Origin of the sequence: Fibrobacter sp. UWEL (genome assembly GCF_900142535.1) — a bacterium.
GTDB lineage: Bacteria > Fibrobacterota > Fibrobacteria > Fibrobacterales > Fibrobacteraceae > Fibrobacter.
Genome location: NZ_FRBE01000003.1, coordinates 164,200 through 180,940, shown reverse-complemented (window position 1 = coordinate 180,940; position 16,741 = coordinate 164,200). Strand labels below are relative to the sequence as shown.

At 52.3% G+C, this 16,741-nt stretch carries 11 protein-coding genes; 9 read left to right on the top strand and 2 right to left on the bottom strand.

The features are described 5' to 3' along the window. Positions 1–53: 53 nt before the first annotated feature. The 3 genes from BUB59_RS03490 to pyk all read left to right on the top strand — a co-directional run bounded on the left by BUB59_RS03490 (position 54) and on the right by pyk (position 7,369). The gene (locus BUB59_RS03490; RefSeq protein WP_073225658.1) at positions 54–1,973 is read left to right on the top strand and encodes a FecR family protein; all 1,920 of its coding nucleotides are present in this window, start codon (positions 54–56) and stop codon (positions 1,971–1,973) included. Further along, positions 1,973–5,365 carry a right-handed parallel beta-helix repeat-containing protein gene (locus BUB59_RS03485; RefSeq protein ID WP_073225657.1) on the top strand — a complete coding sequence of 1,131 codons (3,393 nt, stop codon included), beginning with the start codon at positions 1,973–1,975 and terminating at the stop codon, positions 5,363–5,365. Before BUB59_RS03490 ends, BUB59_RS03485 begins: the two co-directional genes overlap by 1 nt. Before the next feature lie 213 nt (positions 5,366–5,578). Beyond that, positions 5,579–7,369, top strand: coding sequence for a pyruvate kinase (gene pyk / locus BUB59_RS03480; RefSeq protein ID WP_073225655.1), 1,791 nt, complete (start codon positions 5,579–5,581; stop codon positions 7,367–7,369). A gap of 9 nt (positions 7,370–7,378) precedes the next feature. Here the strand turns inward: pyk and rhuM are convergent, their stop codons facing one another. Then, positions 7,379–8,290: a RhuM family protein gene (gene rhuM / locus BUB59_RS03475; protein ID WP_073225653.1), complete on the bottom strand. Its 912-nt coding sequence runs from the start codon at positions 8,288–8,290 to the stop codon at positions 7,379–7,381. 311 nt (positions 8,291–8,601) lie between these two features. Here rhuM and BUB59_RS03470 point away from each other — a divergent pair, with 311 nt between their 5' ends. From BUB59_RS03470 to BUB59_RS03445, 6 genes are all read left to right on the top strand, one after another. Then, positions 8,602–10,236 (top strand): NAD(P)/FAD-dependent oxidoreductase, encoded by a 1,635-nt coding sequence (locus BUB59_RS03470; protein WP_073225652.1) that lies wholly within the window; start codon positions 8,602–8,604, stop codon positions 10,234–10,236. A gap of 2 nt (positions 10,237–10,238) precedes the next feature. Next, positions 10,239–11,420 (top strand): RluA family pseudouridine synthase, encoded by a 1,182-nt coding sequence (locus BUB59_RS03465; protein ID WP_073225650.1) that lies wholly within the window; start codon positions 10,239–10,241, stop codon positions 11,418–11,420. A 29-nt stretch (positions 11,421–11,449) separates the two neighbouring features. Continuing rightward, positions 11,450–11,851 carry a (deoxy)nucleoside triphosphate pyrophosphohydrolase gene (locus BUB59_RS03460; protein ID WP_073225649.1) on the top strand — a complete coding sequence of 134 codons (402 nt, stop codon included), beginning with the start codon at positions 11,450–11,452 and terminating at the stop codon, positions 11,849–11,851. Positions 11,852–11,944: 93 nt separating this feature from the next. Continuing rightward, positions 11,945–13,381 (top strand): ribosome biogenesis GTPase Der, encoded by a 1,437-nt coding sequence (gene der / locus BUB59_RS03455; protein ID WP_073225646.1) that lies wholly within the window; start codon positions 11,945–11,947, stop codon positions 13,379–13,381. Further along, positions 13,320–13,958: a glycerol-3-phosphate 1-O-acyltransferase PlsY gene (plsY, locus tag BUB59_RS03450; protein ID WP_159433319.1), complete on the top strand. Its 639-nt coding sequence runs from the start codon at positions 13,320–13,322 to the stop codon at positions 13,956–13,958. Before der ends, plsY begins: the two co-directional genes overlap by 62 nt. Positions 13,959–13,994: 36 nt before the next feature. After that, positions 13,995–15,008 (top strand): NAD(P)H-dependent glycerol-3-phosphate dehydrogenase, encoded by a 1,014-nt coding sequence (locus BUB59_RS03445; protein ID WP_073225642.1) that lies wholly within the window; start codon positions 13,995–13,997, stop codon positions 15,006–15,008. A gap of 184 nt (positions 15,009–15,192) precedes the next feature. On the opposite strand, the gene BUB59_RS03440 is transcribed toward BUB59_RS03445, so the two are convergent. Continuing rightward, the gene (locus BUB59_RS03440) at positions 15,193–16,635 is read right to left on the bottom strand and encodes a tetratricopeptide repeat protein (RefSeq protein ID WP_234979918.1); all 1,443 of its coding nucleotides are present in this window, start codon (positions 16,633–16,635) and stop codon (positions 15,193–15,195) included. Positions 16,636–16,741: the final 106 nt, after the last annotated feature.

Sequence of the window (16,741 nt, the reverse complement as noted above, 5' to 3'; positions counted from 1 at the left end):
GTAAAGAAAAATACATATATTTGACCCAGTTTGCATTCATCTCGTGAGGCAATATGACGTTTTCGAAGTATTTTAAGGCCGTAACACTGCTTACAGCGGTCCTAGTATGCTTTTCTTCTGCCGCCAAGTCTGGTTCCGGCAAGATTACCTTTACCCTGGGCGACCCCCAGATCATGAAAGCCGGCAAGAGTGACTGGAAGTCTATCCGCCAGTCCGGTAAAAAAGTTAACCAGAACGACAAAATCCGCACGATTCTGGAAGAACAGGTCATCATAGCCCTTCCCGACGGAAGTTCCGTAACCATCGATGAAAATTCCATGGTGGAAATCCCCGAACTACTCTCGGAGGACGGCGTCAACAAGTTCGCTGCCGAAATCAAGAAAGGCCGCATGAAATTCAGCGTCCAGAAACAGGCAAATGCAAAAAGTTCCATCAAGTTCACGACCGGTACCGCCACAGCAGCAATCCGCGGTACCCAGGGTGTGTTCGGCACATTGCCCAATGGCATGGCCTACGCCTCCCTTCTCGAAGGTGCGCTTGACCTGATTTTCGGCAATCAGAGCTATTCCATTACAGGTGGACAGACCCTCCTGCCTGATGCTGACGGAATCTACCAGGTGATCAACTTGGCCGCTTCCGGTGAAATGGAATTCCTGAAAGAAGTCGAAAAGCTCTTCGAGGACTCCACCGTAGTCCTGGACTCCATTATCCAGAAGGCAAAGCAGATGGACAGCCAGTACGTGGAACTGCTGAACAGCCTCAAGGATTCCCTCCAGTGCAATACCAGCAACCTCCCCGACACCATTACCACTACCACAGTCACCTTGAAGGCCATTTGTAAGCAGGGCTTAAATGTGACTATAGCAGGCCAGACCATTGCATCTACCGGCGATGAAATTTCCGTAACTACCGGTTGGGCATCCGACTCCGAAGGGGACAAGAAATTCCCCATCACTTGTTCCCTGGGCAAGATAAGCACCGATTGCGGCCTCATCAAGACCTTCTACAAGAGCCCCGCAGCAGACACCGTCAAGCAGGACACCACTCCCGTCCACGTCCCGCTGGCACTGACCTCCCCCGCCGTCATTGACGTTTGCGATAGGGGTACCGCTACCGTGGAAGGCGTTTTCGACCCCAGCGATCCTTCTGCATCTCTCCGCGTGAAAATCGGAAACAAATATGTTTCTGACAATCTGCTTCTGCTGTTCCCCAATGGCAAGTTCAGCTATTCTACCCCCGTAAGTGACGTGGCAGGTAATTGGAACGAGAGTCAGATTAAGGTGGAATACGAATCCAACTCCTTAGGCAAGGAAGTCGCAACAGCCGAACTTAGCGTGAACAAGAGCTGCCCCGACGTAAACCTTACAGCCCCCACTGTTACTTTCTTGAGTTCAGACTCTGTTAAGTGCCAGGTAGAACTATATATCAGCGGGACTAAGGGCGATATCGTGCTGCTTACCCCCAGCCAGGAAGGTTCTCCCCTGATGGACGTTTCCTTCCAGAACGATGGCCAGACATCCATGGATCTTTCCAGCGGACTGTACGATTACTCCTTCCTGGTCCAGGACCTGGCAGGACGTAAGAACAGCATTTCCCGCAAGTTGGGCTGCTATCCCAAGAAGGACAAGTTCAGCATCCAGTTCCAGGGATCCAACTACGAAAAGCATCGTGTGCCGCCTCCGCCCAAGGGAGCTAGCAAGTTGCTTTACAGAACCATGCATTTCACCATTAACGGCATGACCCAGAACAATCCTGTATACATCAAGGAAATTTCCATTTCCCAGAAGGACAAGAAGACAGAAATCATCAAAGGTTCTAGCCTTCAGTCCCACAGCGTTGATTACCAGGTAGAATTACCCTGGGGATCCGTCACAACGATTAACGTCGAAGTCAAGATGAAGAATGGCGCCATTATCAAGGCAACCAAGACGTATGACCTTAGCACCAATTCCAAGTCTAGCGAGGTAAAGTAATGAAGATACCTTTCGTGATGACCGCAGTTGCCGTGACCACCGCCATGGCATTGGCACAGGATACTACCAAGGTTGCTGAGCCTGCCGAAGCACCTGCTCCCGTTGCAGAAGCTCCGGCCGTTGATACAACAAAAGTTGCTGTGCCCGCACCTGTTGCAAACCCGGCACCAGTCGCAGAACCAGCCGCTCCGGTAGCAGAACCGGCACCTGTTGCAGAACCTGCAGCACCCGCAGCGGAACCCGCCCCTATCGTTCAAAACAATCCTAGCGTATTTATTCCAGACGAAGAAGTTCCCGTGATTTTGCAGAAGGGAACCAAGATCGGCGGTAAGCTCCACGGTTTCTTAAAGGCGGATAAATCCCCCTACCTGGTACAGGAAAACCTTTTCGTGGAACCTCATGCAGTCTTGGTGATTGAACCCGGCGTTGTCCTGCAGTTCGCCCCCAATACCGCTATTGATGTTCAGGGCCAGCTCATTGTAGCAGGCAATCGCAACCAGAATGTGATCTTCAAGTCTGCCGCTTCCGTCCCGAAAAATGGAGACTGGAAGGGAATCTACCTGTCCGGCGACATGAAGTCCGAAATTCACTTCGCCACCATCTCTGGCGCAGAAAACGGCATCATTCTTGAAAACAGCCGACTGACCATACAGTCTTCCACCATCGAGAAGACCACAAGCCGCGGCCTTTTCGCAAGAAACTCCAAGCTAGACCTAAGCGACAGCTACTTCTTCGATAACGAAGGCGCAGCCCTCCATCTGGCAAACCACTCCATTTCCAGCGTTCAGCGAACCAAGTTCATCAACAACAAGGTGGCATTGCTGAATTCCGAATTGGCACAGACCGACGTCGTTACCGTCACCATGGAAGAAAACCAGGTAGGCGTGGTGGACAAGGGCAACACCTACCTGACCTTCACCAACACGACCGTAACCAAGAACAAGCTCGGTTCTGCATCCAGGGAAGTTCTCGAAAAGTCCGTTCTGGCAAGTATTTCCGGAAACGTCAAGGACTTTGACCCCAACGTAGATGCTGTGATTTCCATGCTTCCTCCGGATCCGGAAATCCCCGGCGTTCAAAGCCGAAAGGCAATGGGCAAAGAGGAAATCAAGGATTTGGTAGCCGCTAAGGAAAAAGCCGAAAATGTTGCCGACACCACCTCTAAGGAATGGTCTATCATCGGTAATGTAATGCTTGGTGGAAACTACCACTACGTACAGACTCGCAAGAACCACAAAGAGACTCCGGACGTGGTGGGCGAAGACACCATCTTCTACAAGAAGCATTATAAGAACACCTTCCAGGTTCCAGGCTTTGGCGGTGAGGCAAGCGTCTATATGCTCATGACCTCGCCCGAAGGCAAGACCATCGAATTCAACACCGACATGACGGCGGATTCCTGGAATCACTTTTCCCCCAACCCTGTAACCTTGAGCTATAAGGACGACAAGAACCAGGTCATTGTGGGCGACCATCAAAAAACTGGTGGAGACATCTATATGTCCTCCATGCCGTTGTTTGGCGTAGACTACACCTTGTCTCTTTCCAAGAACAATGCGGAACAGCCTCTGTTGCAGTTTAATGCATTCGGTGGCGAAAACCGCAAGCCGTATCTGGTGGGAGATCGTCATCCGTACTTGTACAACGATTACATTGACGATGGCGAAGCTCAGGCCCAGCGCATGGTCTATGGCGGCCAGATTAAGTGGGCTCCCCTCCGCAGATTTGACGCCACCCTCGGCATGCTCTATGCCAATGACGAAATTGCGGACCCCGTCTTTCGCAGCGGAAACAACCACAGTGACTTGACCAGCGAGCCGATGCAGAAGTCCCTTACCGCCTTTGCCGACGGTAACTGGCTTTTCTATCCGGGCGATATCGAACTGAAAGGCATGATTGCTGTTGGTCGTGCAGACACCGCCCAAGTCCAGGCAGAACGAGCCATCAACAAGGTTTTTTCCGAAGAAGGAATCAGCGTCAGCAACTACACCAAGTTACGTCAGCTGATGCAGCATCCTAACAGAATCTCAAGCTTGTCCATTGCAGAACTGCAGGAAATCTTTGGAGAAAATTCCTCCCTCAATCCCTCTGAAATGCGCACCCTTCTGGAAGACTTGATTAACAAGGCCAAGAAGGCTCAAGCCGCTAAGGAAGATGACGTTGATGACAGTCGCGTGGCAGGTCTCAACTGGGGAAGTCAGAATTTCGCCATCGGTGCAACCCTCTACTGGAAGATTTACAAGACCCAGATTTCCGGCCACATCAAGTATGTGGGCGAAGACTTCTACAGCGTAGGCTCTCCGGACCAGCTGTCCGACACTCGTGAATTCGGCGGCGAATTGGAACAGATCATTACCAATTTCTGGACCTTGAATTTCAGCTATGACTTGAATGTGGAAAACGCCGGTAACGGAAGCAAGACCAACCTGTTTGGCCTTGGTGAAGGTACCCGCTGGGGCTTCTTCCAGGACGCATCCGACGAATGGCTGGACGAACACGAACTGGATAATGACCGTACCAAGTACATCCAGAAATTCAACTTGGAAAACTCCTTCAAGATTGCCCAGCTGGTGGACCTGAAGGTGGGCTATAACCTGGAATACAGAAGCCAGAATCGACCCACCCAGCTTCACGGCAGCTACATCCTGGAAGACGGCATCTATAAGGACAAGTGGTTCAAGCCCCGCAAGAACAAGGAAACCACCACCATCGATGATGACGGCGAAGAATATGAAGTGGACGCAGAACGCTGGGCCCAATACACTTCCACCTTCTCTGAGGAATATCTTGCATCCGGCTTGGTGGAAAAATCCCTCAAGCATGTCTTTAGCCTGAACGCATCCATGAACGCCTACAAGTCCGTATTCAAGGCAGGCGGCCGCTGGACAGTGCGTTCCGATATTTCAGAATTCGAGAAGGATAGTCTTGCAAGTAAGTTCAACTTTGCCAATACTACCTGGGAAAAGCTGGGTTACTATTATGGCGGCGCAGACTACTTCGACCAGGCATACCCCATCTCTGTGACCACCACACTGAGCATGCTCCAGAATCGTTTTGCAGTGACCCCCCGATTCAAGAGCTACACCCGCGACAACATGAGCGAAGCAGAAGTCGTCATCGAAGACGAATTCGAGATGCCGTTCCTGAGTCGATTCCTGGTTCTCAGCGCAGACGCCCAGTTCCGTTACTTGACCACCAGCTGGGATGACCAAGACGACGAAGTGGAAGAAACAGAAATGGACGTTGTAGGCAACTTAAGCCTCCGCGTCAACCACACCAAATCCTTCTATTCCGAATGGTATACCGGCGCAGGCCTGTATTATCGTCCCGACAATCGTAGCGACGAATACAAGGACATCTTTGGCGGCGTAAGACTGAATTACGTATTCTAATAAAACCCCGCAGGATTTAAAAAGGTGAGGCCACAAGCCTCACCTTTTTTGTAACTCTAGCGTTTTTATTGTACGGAATATGAAAAGGATTCAAAATATGGGATTCATACTTTTTTAGTACGTGCATTTTTACCCTTTGGGAATGTATCAAAAATTTTTATCATTGGCGCCGAAAAATACGAAAGCCAATTAAGAAGGAAAAAGAGGCGAAATATGTTCACCCACAAGACAAAAATTGTATGCTCCATGGGCCCCACCACTAAGGACGACGACGTAGTCTCCCGCCTGATTATCGCAGGCATGAACGTGGCCCGTTTCAATTTTTCTCATGGCTCCCACGAATCCCACAAGGAAGCCATGGACAGGGTGAAGCGCGTTTCCGCAAGCCTCAAGCGCCCCATCGCATTGATGCTGGACACCAAGGGTCCCGAAATCCGTACCGGCAATACCGAGGGCGATGCAGTCATTCAGTTCAACAAGGGCGACAAGGTCTGGGTTACCGTTGACGATACGTTGACTCGCGGCGCTGCAGGTTCGGAACCGGCAAAGTTGAGCCTGTCCTGGAAGGAATTGCCCCAGAAGGTTCAGCCCGGCCACCGCATTTTGATTGCCGACGGCCTCCTGGAACTGGACGTAGAAGAAACTGATGGTTTTACCGTCAAGTGTGTGGCCAAGAACTCCGCCGCCATCGGAAGCAAGAAGAACGTGAACCTCATCGGTTTGCACGCCGGCCTTCCCATCATGAGCGAACAGGACAAGAACGACATTAAGTTCGGCGCCGAACAGGACGTAGACTTTGTGGCAGCCTCCTTCGTAAGCTACGCCAGCGAAGTGCAGGAAATCCGCCGCTACCTGGAAAGTCTCAATTCCAAGGCAAAGATTATTGCCAAGATCGAAAACGAAGAAGGTCTGAACAACATCCGCGAAATTGCAAGCACTGCAGACGGCATCATGATTGCCCGCGGTGACCTTGGCGTTCAGCTGCCCACCGAAAAGATTCCTCTGGCACAGAAGCACATTATCCGCGTTTGCCGCCAATTGGGCAAGCCGGTGATTACCGCCACCCAGATGTTGGATTCCATGATCCAGCATCCCCGCCCCACTCGTGCGGAACTGACCGACGTAGCAAACGCTATTTTTGACGGTACCGACGCCGTGATGCTCTCTGGCGAAACCGCCAACGGACTCTATCCCATCGAAGCGGTGGAAACTCTGGTCCGCGTGGCTGTTACCGTTGAATACTCCCCGGAATACTACAAGAAGATGCGCGAATCCTTCGAGATGGATCTGCAGGGCGACATGAGCCGCATCGTGTCCCAGAATGCCTACCAGACCGCTCGCGAAGTGAAGGCAGCCGCATTGATTACCCCCACCCTGACGGGAAACACCGCCCGCATGATCAGCATGTTCCGTCCCAGCCAGCCCATTTTGGCTGTGACCCCCTACGCTCAGGTCAAGCGCCAGCTGCTTTTGAACTGGGGCGTATTCCCCCTGTATGCTGACCAGGTGAACGATTCCGATTCCATGGTGCAGAACGCCATCAAGAGTGCCCACGATGCCGGCGCCGTCCACATTTCCGACCTGATTGTCATGGCTTCTGGCTATCCCATTTCTGCCCAGATCGTGAACACCATCCGCGTGCTTCACGTAGGTAACGAACTGGTGAAGGGCGAACAGGGCGGCTGCGCCTCTGCCGATGTGGAACGCGCCAACGGCCGTATCCTTCGCGCAAAGACACCCACCGAAGCCTACATGCTTCTCCGTCGCGACAGCAACGAAATTCTGCTGTGCAATACCCTCACTGAAGAATACATCCCCGTGCTCCGTGACGTTCGCGGCGTAATCGTGGAAGGCGAAAGCAGAATCCCTGCAGAAACCCTGCCCCTGATTAACCCCCGCCTGGTATGGCTCACCAACGCCAAGAACGCCTTCAACGCCCTGGAAAGCGGCATGGCCGTAACCATCGACGGAAAGAGATTGGTAGTGTACGAAGGAACGCTGTAAAAGGAATCCCTATTTGCTTCCTATCATAGCAAGTAGTTGTTCCTTTGTCAGCAATTCCAAAATAGAAAACGCTGTCAGTTCCTTGCCAAGATCCTTGATGGAAGCGCCAAGGTGATAAACCGTTTCGTCCACGATTATAAAACGGTCGTGGACGTTCTGCATTCCAACAAGTTTCACCGACGGCATCTGGCGATTGAGCAAGTCCACCTCTTCTTGCAAAGTGCGGTTCTTCCGCGTTGCATATACAAGCGCACTTACGCCCGGATTCCGCTTAGCAAGAAGCCGTACTACAACTTCATTAGCATAAGGATCGATAACCACAACCTCCTTTTGCGCGGACTGAATCAGTTGAACAGCAAAATCGTAGCCGCTCCACCAGGATTTCGCAGGGATTGTGCCTTCCGCAGGAGGTATGTTGGCTTTCACGAAAAATTCAACCTGTTTTTCTAAAGACGAAAGTCGAGATTCTGTTTCGGCATGCAGTTGGTCAATGCGCGCCTCCGTCAACATCAATCGCTGATTGATGCTGTATCCTTTGAGCAAGTGATCCTTAAGCACTTGATTAGCCCAGCGACGGAACTTTACGCCATTTGATGACTTTACACGATAGCCTACGGAAAGAATAACGTCAAGATTATAGTGCTCAATATTTCTGGACACAATTCTTTCACCTTCGCGTTGAACTGTCGCAAAATTTGCGACAGTTGGCATATCCCGCAACTCCTCTTGCAATGCGTTATTGATATGTTTGCCAATAGTTTTGACATCCCTACCAAATAGCAACGAGATTTGTTGCCTATTCAACCACACCGAATCGTCTACAACCCTTACATCTAAGTGTATGGATCCTTCAGGGTGATATGCAATGATTTCTCCTACTTGTGATTTTTCAAGCGTATTTTCTTGGTTTATCTTATCCATGGAATTCCTTTTTTAGGGTTTATTCCTTAACACGCTTTTTTCACCCCGTTTGATGCAATTTTCAGGGATTATTTACATAAGGGCGTAAAAGTTTACATTGGAGCAGCTGAATTCAAGGAAAATATCTCATGTGCAAAATTTGTACATAGGGATAAAAAACTTACACCCTTTACTCAATTGCGAATACAGCATATTCGCAATTATGAACGCAGTGCGTTCACAATTAAACAGATTCCTCTCGTATTAAATCCAAGTGGTTGTCGCAAAATTTGCGACAGCCTTTCTTTTTTGATTTTCTATCTTTGCGGCCAATGTTTACTTACCGCTACAGAGAGCTTTCCGTTGCCCTTGCTAAAAAGGGTGAGTACCGTGCCGCATTGGCTCGGGAATTGCGTGTGCATCCCGAGGAGATTTTCAATCTCCAGGTGGAACGTTTTTCTCTGGATAGTCGCCGTAAGGGAGACCCCAAGTGGTCTTACAATGTGATTTTTGATGTGAAGCGCCAGCTGCGAGCCACAGGTAATCATGCCAAGGGCTTGGTAGAGGCCTCCCGCGAAACGGAATCTCTGGAAAATGACCCGCAGCGCAACACCGTTCCCATGGCAGGCCATGTGGATGTGATTGGCGCAGGCCCCAGCGGTTTGTGGGCCGCCCTCCATTTGCTCCGTAAAGGATTCCAGGTGGATCTTTACGAACAGGGCAAGCTGGTGGAAGAACGATTCCGCGACATTCGCCGCTTTTTCGTAAATCGCGAATTTAACGCCTACAGCAATGTACTTTATGGCGAAGGTGGCGCAGGCGCTTTCAGTGACGGAAAGCTGAACACCCGCAGTCGCAACCTGTTCTCTGAAGCGGTGCTGAAGGACATGGTTTCCTTCGGTGTGGACGAATCTGTGGTCACTTTCGCGAAGCCCCACATCGGCACCGACAAGCTGGTTCTGATGTTGCGCCAGATTCGTGCAGAGATCGCACGACGGGGCGGCAAGATTCACTACAGCACCACACTCGAAGATATTGAAATTAAGGACGGGCGTATTTGCGGGGTGAAGTTCCGCGACGTTTCCTCCCCCAATACCCAGGGGCATTGGCAGCCCTGCGAGGCATTGGTTTTGGCTGTAGGCCATTCGGCTCGCTCTATTTACGAGATGCTTCACGCCCGAGGCGTCACCCTGGAAAGCAAGGCTTTTGCCATGGGCGTCCGTGTGGAACATCCTCAGATGCTTATTAACATGCGCCAGCTGGGTCGCGACATCGACACCAAGCTGACTGGTGCCGCAGAATATTTCTTGGCAACGCCTACGCTGAACAAGACTTCCAGCGCCTACAGTTTCTGTATGTGCCCCGGCGGTGTTCTAGTGCCTTGCGCCTCGGAGCCCAGCACCCTCGCCACCAACGGCATGAGCTACAGCAGCCGTAACGGCGCTACCGCCAACGGCGCCATCGCAGTTCCCATCACGCCCGGTGCAGTGGGTTTTGACATCAAGACCGCAGGCACATTGTTCGGCGGCCTGGACCTGCAGCGAAAAATTGAAGCAGACGCCTACGCTGTAGGTGGCAAGAACTACGCCGCCCCCGCCCAGACCATCAAGAACTTTTTGGCCAAGCGCGAGGACCGCGCCGGCAGCCTCCCGAAAACAACATACCCTTGTGGCCTTGTAAACTGCAACATGTGGGATTGGATGGACAAGACCATCTGCGCCTCCTTGGCAGAAGGCTTCCAGAATTTCGACAAGAAGATTCCTGGCTTTATTGAAGAGGGTTTGATTGTGGCTCCGGAAACTCGAACCAGTTCGCCGCTCCGCATCACCCGCAACAACGACACGTTGGAAAGCGTCAACACCCAGGGTCTTTACGTCCTCGGTGAAGGCGCAGGTTACTCCGGCGGAATTGTCACCAGCGCCGCCGACGGCATCCGCCTCGCTCACTTCGCAAAGAGGAGCAAATAATTATGATTACTCGCCAGATTGACCGCAACTTCGCAAATATGCGTCTCGACCGATTCCTCCGCAAGGCTTTCCCCGAGGAATCCCTCTCCGTATTCTTCTCCATCATCCGTAAGAAGAAAGTCCGCGTCAACGGCGTGGTGGCCAAGGCCAACCTGATGCTCCAGGAAGGCGATCTGGTAAACATCTACGAAAACTTCAAGTCTGTTTCCGACGATGAAAAAGACATGAGCCGCGCCCAGTCCGCACAGATCAAGGCTGACGTTGACGCAGCCCGAGAAGCAGCCCGAGAAGCAGCCCTTGAATCCGGCGAAGAAACCAACATCATCGCCTTCCCCGGCACCGCAGCCGCCCGCGATAAATCCGCAGTCACCGGCTTCGCCAAGAAGAAGTCTACCTGGGGAAAGACCATGTCCGGCGCCGAAAAGCAGTCTAACTGGGGCGCACAGGAACTGGATATCGTGATCCAGACGGAAGACTATCTGGTGGTGAACAAACCCTCCGGATTGGCAAGCCAGCCCGGTTCCGGCACCAAGCCCGGCGAAAGCCTAGTGGAATATCTTTGGGAATGGGGCCGCAAGGAACAGCTGGATTTTCGCCCCACAATTGCGCACCGCCTAGACCAGGAAACTTCCGGTATGTTGCTGGTAGCTCTCCATGGCGACACTCTCCGCGAATTGACCCGCATGATCCGCGAACATGAAGTGGACAAGTATTACTTCGCATTGGTCAAGGGCAACCTCTCCAAGGAACGTGGCACCATCAGCGAAAAGCTAACCCGCACCGACGCAGCCAAGGGCAGCAAGATGAAGGTGGGCCAGGATGATAAGGACGCCAAGGAAGCCGTCACTCACTACCGCGTGAAGCAGCACTACATCGGTTACGATCTGGTGAAAATTCAGCTGGAAACCGGCCGTATGCACCAGATCCGCGCACACTTCGCAAGCATTGGCCATCCCCTGCTGGGCGACTCCCGTTATGGGGACTTCGCCCTCAATCATGAAGTAAAGAAGGAGCTGGGTCTCCACCGCCTTTTCCTGCATAGCTGCCGTCTGGAATTCACCTGGAACGGTGATAAGATTGTTCTGGATTGCCCGCTGCCTAAGGAACTGCAGGCAGTTATCGACCAGCTGAAGCGCAAGCCCTACGAACGCAAGGAAAACAACTTCCAGCGTAGCCGCCGCTAACCCGCGACACAAACCCGCGGAAACGAAACATGAAGCATCTAGAAGTTGTTGCCGGTATTATCCGCAAGTGTGCAAACAACGTAATGCATTACTACGCCACCCAGCGAGGTTATGGCGATCACAAAGGCCAGTGGGAATTTCCCGGCGGGAAAGTGGAACCCAGCGAAACCCACCAGCAGGCCTTAGCACGCGAACTCCGTGAAGAACTTGCCATACAAGTGGACGTGCAAGACTTTCTCTGTACGGTGGAGCAGGACTACCCCGAACGCCATGTGAGCTTGCACTGTTATTTCTGCGAAATCGTGGACGGCACCCCTACCCTGCTGGAGCACGAATCCGCCCAGTGGCTCACCCTGGAAAATCTACGAACAGTCCCGTGGCTCCCGGCGGACATTGCAGTCGTTGAAAAGATTGAAAAATTAGCGGATTAAATAAATACCAGCGGATCAATTCTGCTGGTTTTTGTAATTACGAATTTTTTCGCGACGCTCGCCTTACCCGAAATTTTCTATAATTTTCGCATAATGAAATTACCTATCGTATGTATTATTGGACGCCCTAACGTGGGCAAGTCCTCCTTGTTCAACCGCATTCTGGGCCGTCGTGCCGCAGTGGTGAGCGACCGTGATGGTGTCACCCGCGATCGTCATTACCAGACTGCTAGTTTCAAGGGTCATGAATTTACCGTAGTGGACACTGGCGGATTTTTGCCGGACGATTCCATCGACGTGTTGGCAGATAGCGTCCGCACCCAGATTTTCAACGCCGTGCAGGAATCCGACCTGGTGCTGTTCATGGTGGATGTCCGCGTGGGTATCACCAAGCTGGACCAGCAGTTTGCACGACTTGTCCGCAAGCTGGACAAGAAGGTGATTCTGGTTGCCAACAAGAGCGAGAATGGTGGCGATCGTCAGGAATCCTATGAATTTCTGAAGCTTGGTTTTGGCCAGCCCCGCACCATCAGCGCTCTCACGGGTTACGCATGCCTTTCCCTACTGGACGAAGTGGTGACCATTCTCCCCACTCCCGTTCGCGGCCAGCGTAAGGAAGAACGTCCCATCAAGTTCGCAATCTTGGGTCGTCCTAACGCCGGTAAGAGCACCTTGCTGAACCGCCTGCTGAACGAAGACCGCGCCGTGGTTTCCGACATTCCGGGTACGACCCGCGATTCCATCGACTGTGACTTTATCGTCGACGGCAAGAAGTTCGTGGTGACCGATACTGCAGGCCTCCGCAAGAAGGCCAAGGTGGATGATGAAGTTGAAATCTTCAGCAACATGCGCACCCTGGAAAGTATCCGTCGCTCCGACGTTTCCGTTCTGATGGTGGACTGCACCCGCGGTCTGGAAGTTCAGGACTTCCGCATCATTACCGACATTCGCAAGGCCGGCAAGGGCCTGGTGCTGGTGTTGAATAAGTGGGACATTCTCCCCAACAAGAACGACAAGTCTTTCGACCATATGGTGAAGGAAATGCTGGAACGTGAACCCATGCTGGAATACGTTCCTATCCTCTCCATCAGCGCCAAGGAAGGCCAGCGCGTGAACCGCGTAGTCCAGGCCATCCAGACCGTTTACGCCAACTGCCGCCGCGTCCTGGGACGTGACAATGTGGCACAGGCATTCGCTCGTTTCCTGGAAGAAAATCCGGTTCCCAGCCAGAACGCTCGCGTGGTTCAGTTGACCCGCGCCTGCCAGATCATGGTGGAACCTCCGGTCATCGCCATCGAAACCCGCACTCCGGAATTGGTAGCAGAATCTTACAAGCGCTACCTGATGAAGAAGTTCTACGAAGAGTTCCAGCTCCAAGGCGCTCCCCTCCGTTTGAACTTCGATATGAAATTAACCCTCAGAAAGGATGAAGAACTTGAACAGTTTACTGAGTCTTCCAATAGCGTACGTGTTGGGGGCGATCCCCAGCGCAATCTGGATCGCAAAACTCGCGAAAGGAAAAAACTTTGATATCCGTGACTACGGATCCAAGAACGCAGGTCTAACCAACACCTTCCGCGTCTTGGGCTGGAAGCCCGCTCTTCCCGTAGTCTTCATGGACTTGCTGAAGGGATTCTTTGGTCCCTTTATTGCCCTCAAGATGTGTGCAGCACAGGTGGCCGCAGGCGGTGCAGACTATACTGCTTGGCTCCCCGTGGTTGCTGGTCTTCTGGTGATTCTCGGTCACAGCTATACTTGCTTCGCAGGTTTCCGCGGTGGTAAGGGCGTTCTGGCAGCACTGGGCGTATTCCTCTGCCTGTGCCCGGTTACAGCACTCACCGCATTTGCAGTATGGCTCGTCCTGACCATCTCCACCAAGTACGTTTCCGTCGGTAGCATCGGCGCTTGCGTCATGCTGGTGGTTCTGTCCATCATGGGCTACTGCGGCGCACCGTATCCGGTGTACGACAACTTTACCCTTCCCCTTGCCATCGTGACATCCCTCATCGGCATCTTCATTATCGTGAAGCATCGCGGTAATATCAAGCGTTTGATGAATGGCACAGAAAATGGTTTTGGCAGCAAGAGAAAGACTCCAAAGGCTTAAATTTTTATAGTTTAAGTTTCACACGAGGTTTTTATTATGAAAGTTACAGTTTTAGGTACCGGTGGCTGGGGTCTTACCCTGGGCCAGGTGATTTACGAAAATAAGAATGATATCACTTTTTGGACAAACTCTCAGGCCGAAGTAGACCTGCTGTCCACGGAACATCAGTACAAGGATAAGCTCCCCGGCGTAATCTTCCCGTCTGATTTCAAGTACACTACCGACATGAACGCAGCTCTCGAAGGTGCGGAAATGGTCATGATCGTGGTGCCCTCCCAGTTCATGGGCGGCGTCGCTGAAAACCTGGGCAAGTGGACTCCGGAAAAGGGCAAGGAACCCGTCGTGGTTTGCGCTACCAAGGGTATTCTGGAAGGCACCAACCAGCTCATGAGCGAAGTCCTTCTGGAAAAGGTACCTTGGCTCACCGACGACAAAATGGTAGCCTTTAGCGGTCCGTCTCACGCAGAAGAAGTCAGCCGTCATGTGCTCACCGCCATCGTTGCAGCTTCTACCAACGAAGACTCCGCAAAGCTGGTTCAGAAGGCAATGAGCTGCTCCTACCTCCGCGTTTATACTTCCACCGACATCATCGGTGTGGAACTTTGCGGTTCCGTGAAGAACGTCATTGCAATTGCTTCTGGCGTGCTCTATGGCATTGGCGCTGGCGACAACACTCGCGCAGCCCTCCTTACCCGTGGTCAGGCTGAAATGTGCCGTCTGGGCAAGGCAATGGGCGCTCAGTCCGAAACTTTCGCAGGTCTTGCCGGTATGGGCGACTTGATCGTGACCTGTCTCTCCCAGCATAGCCGTAACCGTTATGTGGGCGAACACATCGGTAAGGGCGAAACCATCGATCAGGTTCTGGCTGGAATGAAGATGATTGCGGAAGGCGTTCCCACCTGCCGTAGCACCAAGGCTTTGGCAGACAAGCTTGGCGTGGATATGCCTATCGTCAATGCAGTGTACGCACTGCTTTACGGTGGCAAGACCGTTAAGGAAGTCTTCGCCGAAATCTGGGGTCGCGAACTCAAGGCCGAAAACTGGGCGTAATCAGTTGCAAAGGGCGGGCATTTCCCCGCCCTCTGGACTCCCACCCCTTCGTTCAAGAATAAAAGGTCTTGTTGCAAAGGGCGGACTCATCCCCGTCCCTTGAGCACCCCAAAAAAATAAACCTCTGGTTTTTGCCAGAGGTCTTTTTTCATTCAGAAGAGTTGGGTGCGCAGAGCACCTTGCATCACTTACGTCTGGGAAGTTCACCGGCGTGTTTTTCAAGCCACACGGCGTCTTCCAGGGCACGTTCTGCTTCAGTTGCCCAGTCAGAGTCGGGGAACTGCTGCACCACTTCGCGATAGCGGGTTACAGCGCTATGGAAGTCACGCATCTCGCGGTAGATATTGCCCATCTGCAGCAAGGTGAAATAACGTTCCTCTGGGTTCTGTTGGGTTTCCAGCAGGGACTTGTAGGACTGGAGCGCTTCTTCCAGATTTCCAGCGCGGAACTTAGCCACAGCACCAGCAATAGAAAGGACATTACCATCAGCATCCATCACAGGGGCAGGTTCCTCAGCCTTTGCGGGTCTGTACACAGCAGGTACGTCAGCCTTAGCAGTCTTCACCTCGGCAGGCTCAGCGACCTTTGCTGCAGGTGCTTCGGCAGCCTCAGCCTTCGCAGCAAGTTCAGCATCCTTGGCGGCAGCGGCTTCAGCCTTTGCAGCTTCCATTTCAGCCAGACGGTTTTCTGCCTTGCGACGGAACTTAGCGTTGGGAGCGGCCTTCTTCAGATAATTATTCAGGAATCGCTTTTCCAGTTCAGTCTTATTAGACTTCTGGTAGACGCAAGCCAGATAGTAGTTAGCGTCGTTACCTTCTTCCTTATATTCCAGACCTTTCTTCAAGTTGAACTCGGCCTTGTCGTATTCACCCAGCTCAAAGCGGGTAAGCCCTGCATAGAAATAGGCGCCGGCATGACCAGGAGTCTTCTTCAATACTTCACGCCACATCGGAGCAGCTTCGTTATACTTACCCTGAGCAAAGAGAGCCTTACCCTTTTCGAAAGGATCTGTAGGCACCTCGGCAGGCTCGGCGGCCTTGGGTGCGGGCTTCACCTCGGCGGGCTCGGCGACCTTAGCAGCAGGCTTGGTCACTTCAGCAACCTTTTCCACCGGCTTGGCAGCTTCAACAGGCTTCGGTGCTTCGACAGGCTCAGCAACCTTAGGCGAGGTCTTCACCTCGGCGGGCTCGGCGACCTTGGGCGCGGGTTTCGGCGCTTCGACAGGCTCAGCAACCTTTGCGGGTGCTTCTGCAACCTCTTCCGCAGGCATATTCTTCGGATCCTTGGCTCGTTCCGCTTCGGCGCGCTTCTTGTCACCCAGCAATTCGTAGACCTTGGCGGCACCCTCGTAGGCAGCGCTCATCTTGGGATTAAACTTATAAGCCAAGCGATAGTTCGCAAGTGCACCGCTATAGTCCTTCATCTTCACGCGGACATTGGCTGCAGCAAGATAGGCTTCGGAATTCTTGGAATCCTCGGCCAGCATGGCACGATATTCACCCAAAGCCATTTCATAATTTCCCTGGGATTCAAAAACTCTACCCTGGGCAATACGAGGATCTTCTGCCATTGCCTGGGAAGCGGCAAACAGACATGCAATTGCAAAAAGAGAAAACTTCTTATTCATACCCATAAATTTAACATATTTTAAAACACGCAACTCATTGACAGTCAATAAGTTACGCCAAATCGCGTCCTTTTTCAGGTTTCTAGGATTTTACCACTTTAGCGCT

What these genes read in the sequence shown, in the direction of transcription:
- BUB59_RS03465 (WP_073225650.1), top strand. Translation starts at nt 10,239, where the DNA reads ATGATTACTCGCCAGATTGACCGCAACTTCGCAAATATGCGTCTCGAC.
- BUB59_RS03460 (WP_073225649.1), top strand. Translation starts at nt 11,450, where the DNA reads ATGAAGCATCTAGAAGTTGTTGCCGGTATTATCCGCAAGTGTGCAAAC.
- BUB59_RS03485 (WP_073225657.1), top strand. Translation starts at nt 1,973, where the DNA reads ATGAAGATACCTTTCGTGATGACCGCAGTTGCCGTGACCACCGCCATG.
- BUB59_RS03440 (WP_234979918.1), bottom strand. Translation starts at nt 16,635, where the DNA reads ATGAATAAGAAGTTTTCTCTTTTTGCAATTGCATGTCTGTTTGCCGCT.
- BUB59_RS03490 (WP_073225658.1), top strand. Translation starts at nt 54, where the DNA reads ATGACGTTTTCGAAGTATTTTAAGGCCGTAACACTGCTTACAGCGGTC.
- pyk (WP_073225655.1), top strand. Translation starts at nt 5,579, where the DNA reads ATGTTCACCCACAAGACAAAAATTGTATGCTCCATGGGCCCCACCACT.
- BUB59_RS03445 (WP_073225642.1), top strand. Translation starts at nt 13,995, where the DNA reads ATGAAAGTTACAGTTTTAGGTACCGGTGGCTGGGGTCTTACCCTGGGC.
- rhuM (WP_073225653.1), bottom strand. Translation starts at nt 8,290, where the DNA reads ATGGATAAGATAAACCAAGAAAATACGCTTGAAAAATCACAAGTAGGA.
- BUB59_RS03470 (WP_073225652.1), top strand. Translation starts at nt 8,602, where the DNA reads ATGTTTACTTACCGCTACAGAGAGCTTTCCGTTGCCCTTGCTAAAAAG.
- der (WP_073225646.1), top strand. Translation starts at nt 11,945, where the DNA reads ATGAAATTACCTATCGTATGTATTATTGGACGCCCTAACGTGGGCAAG.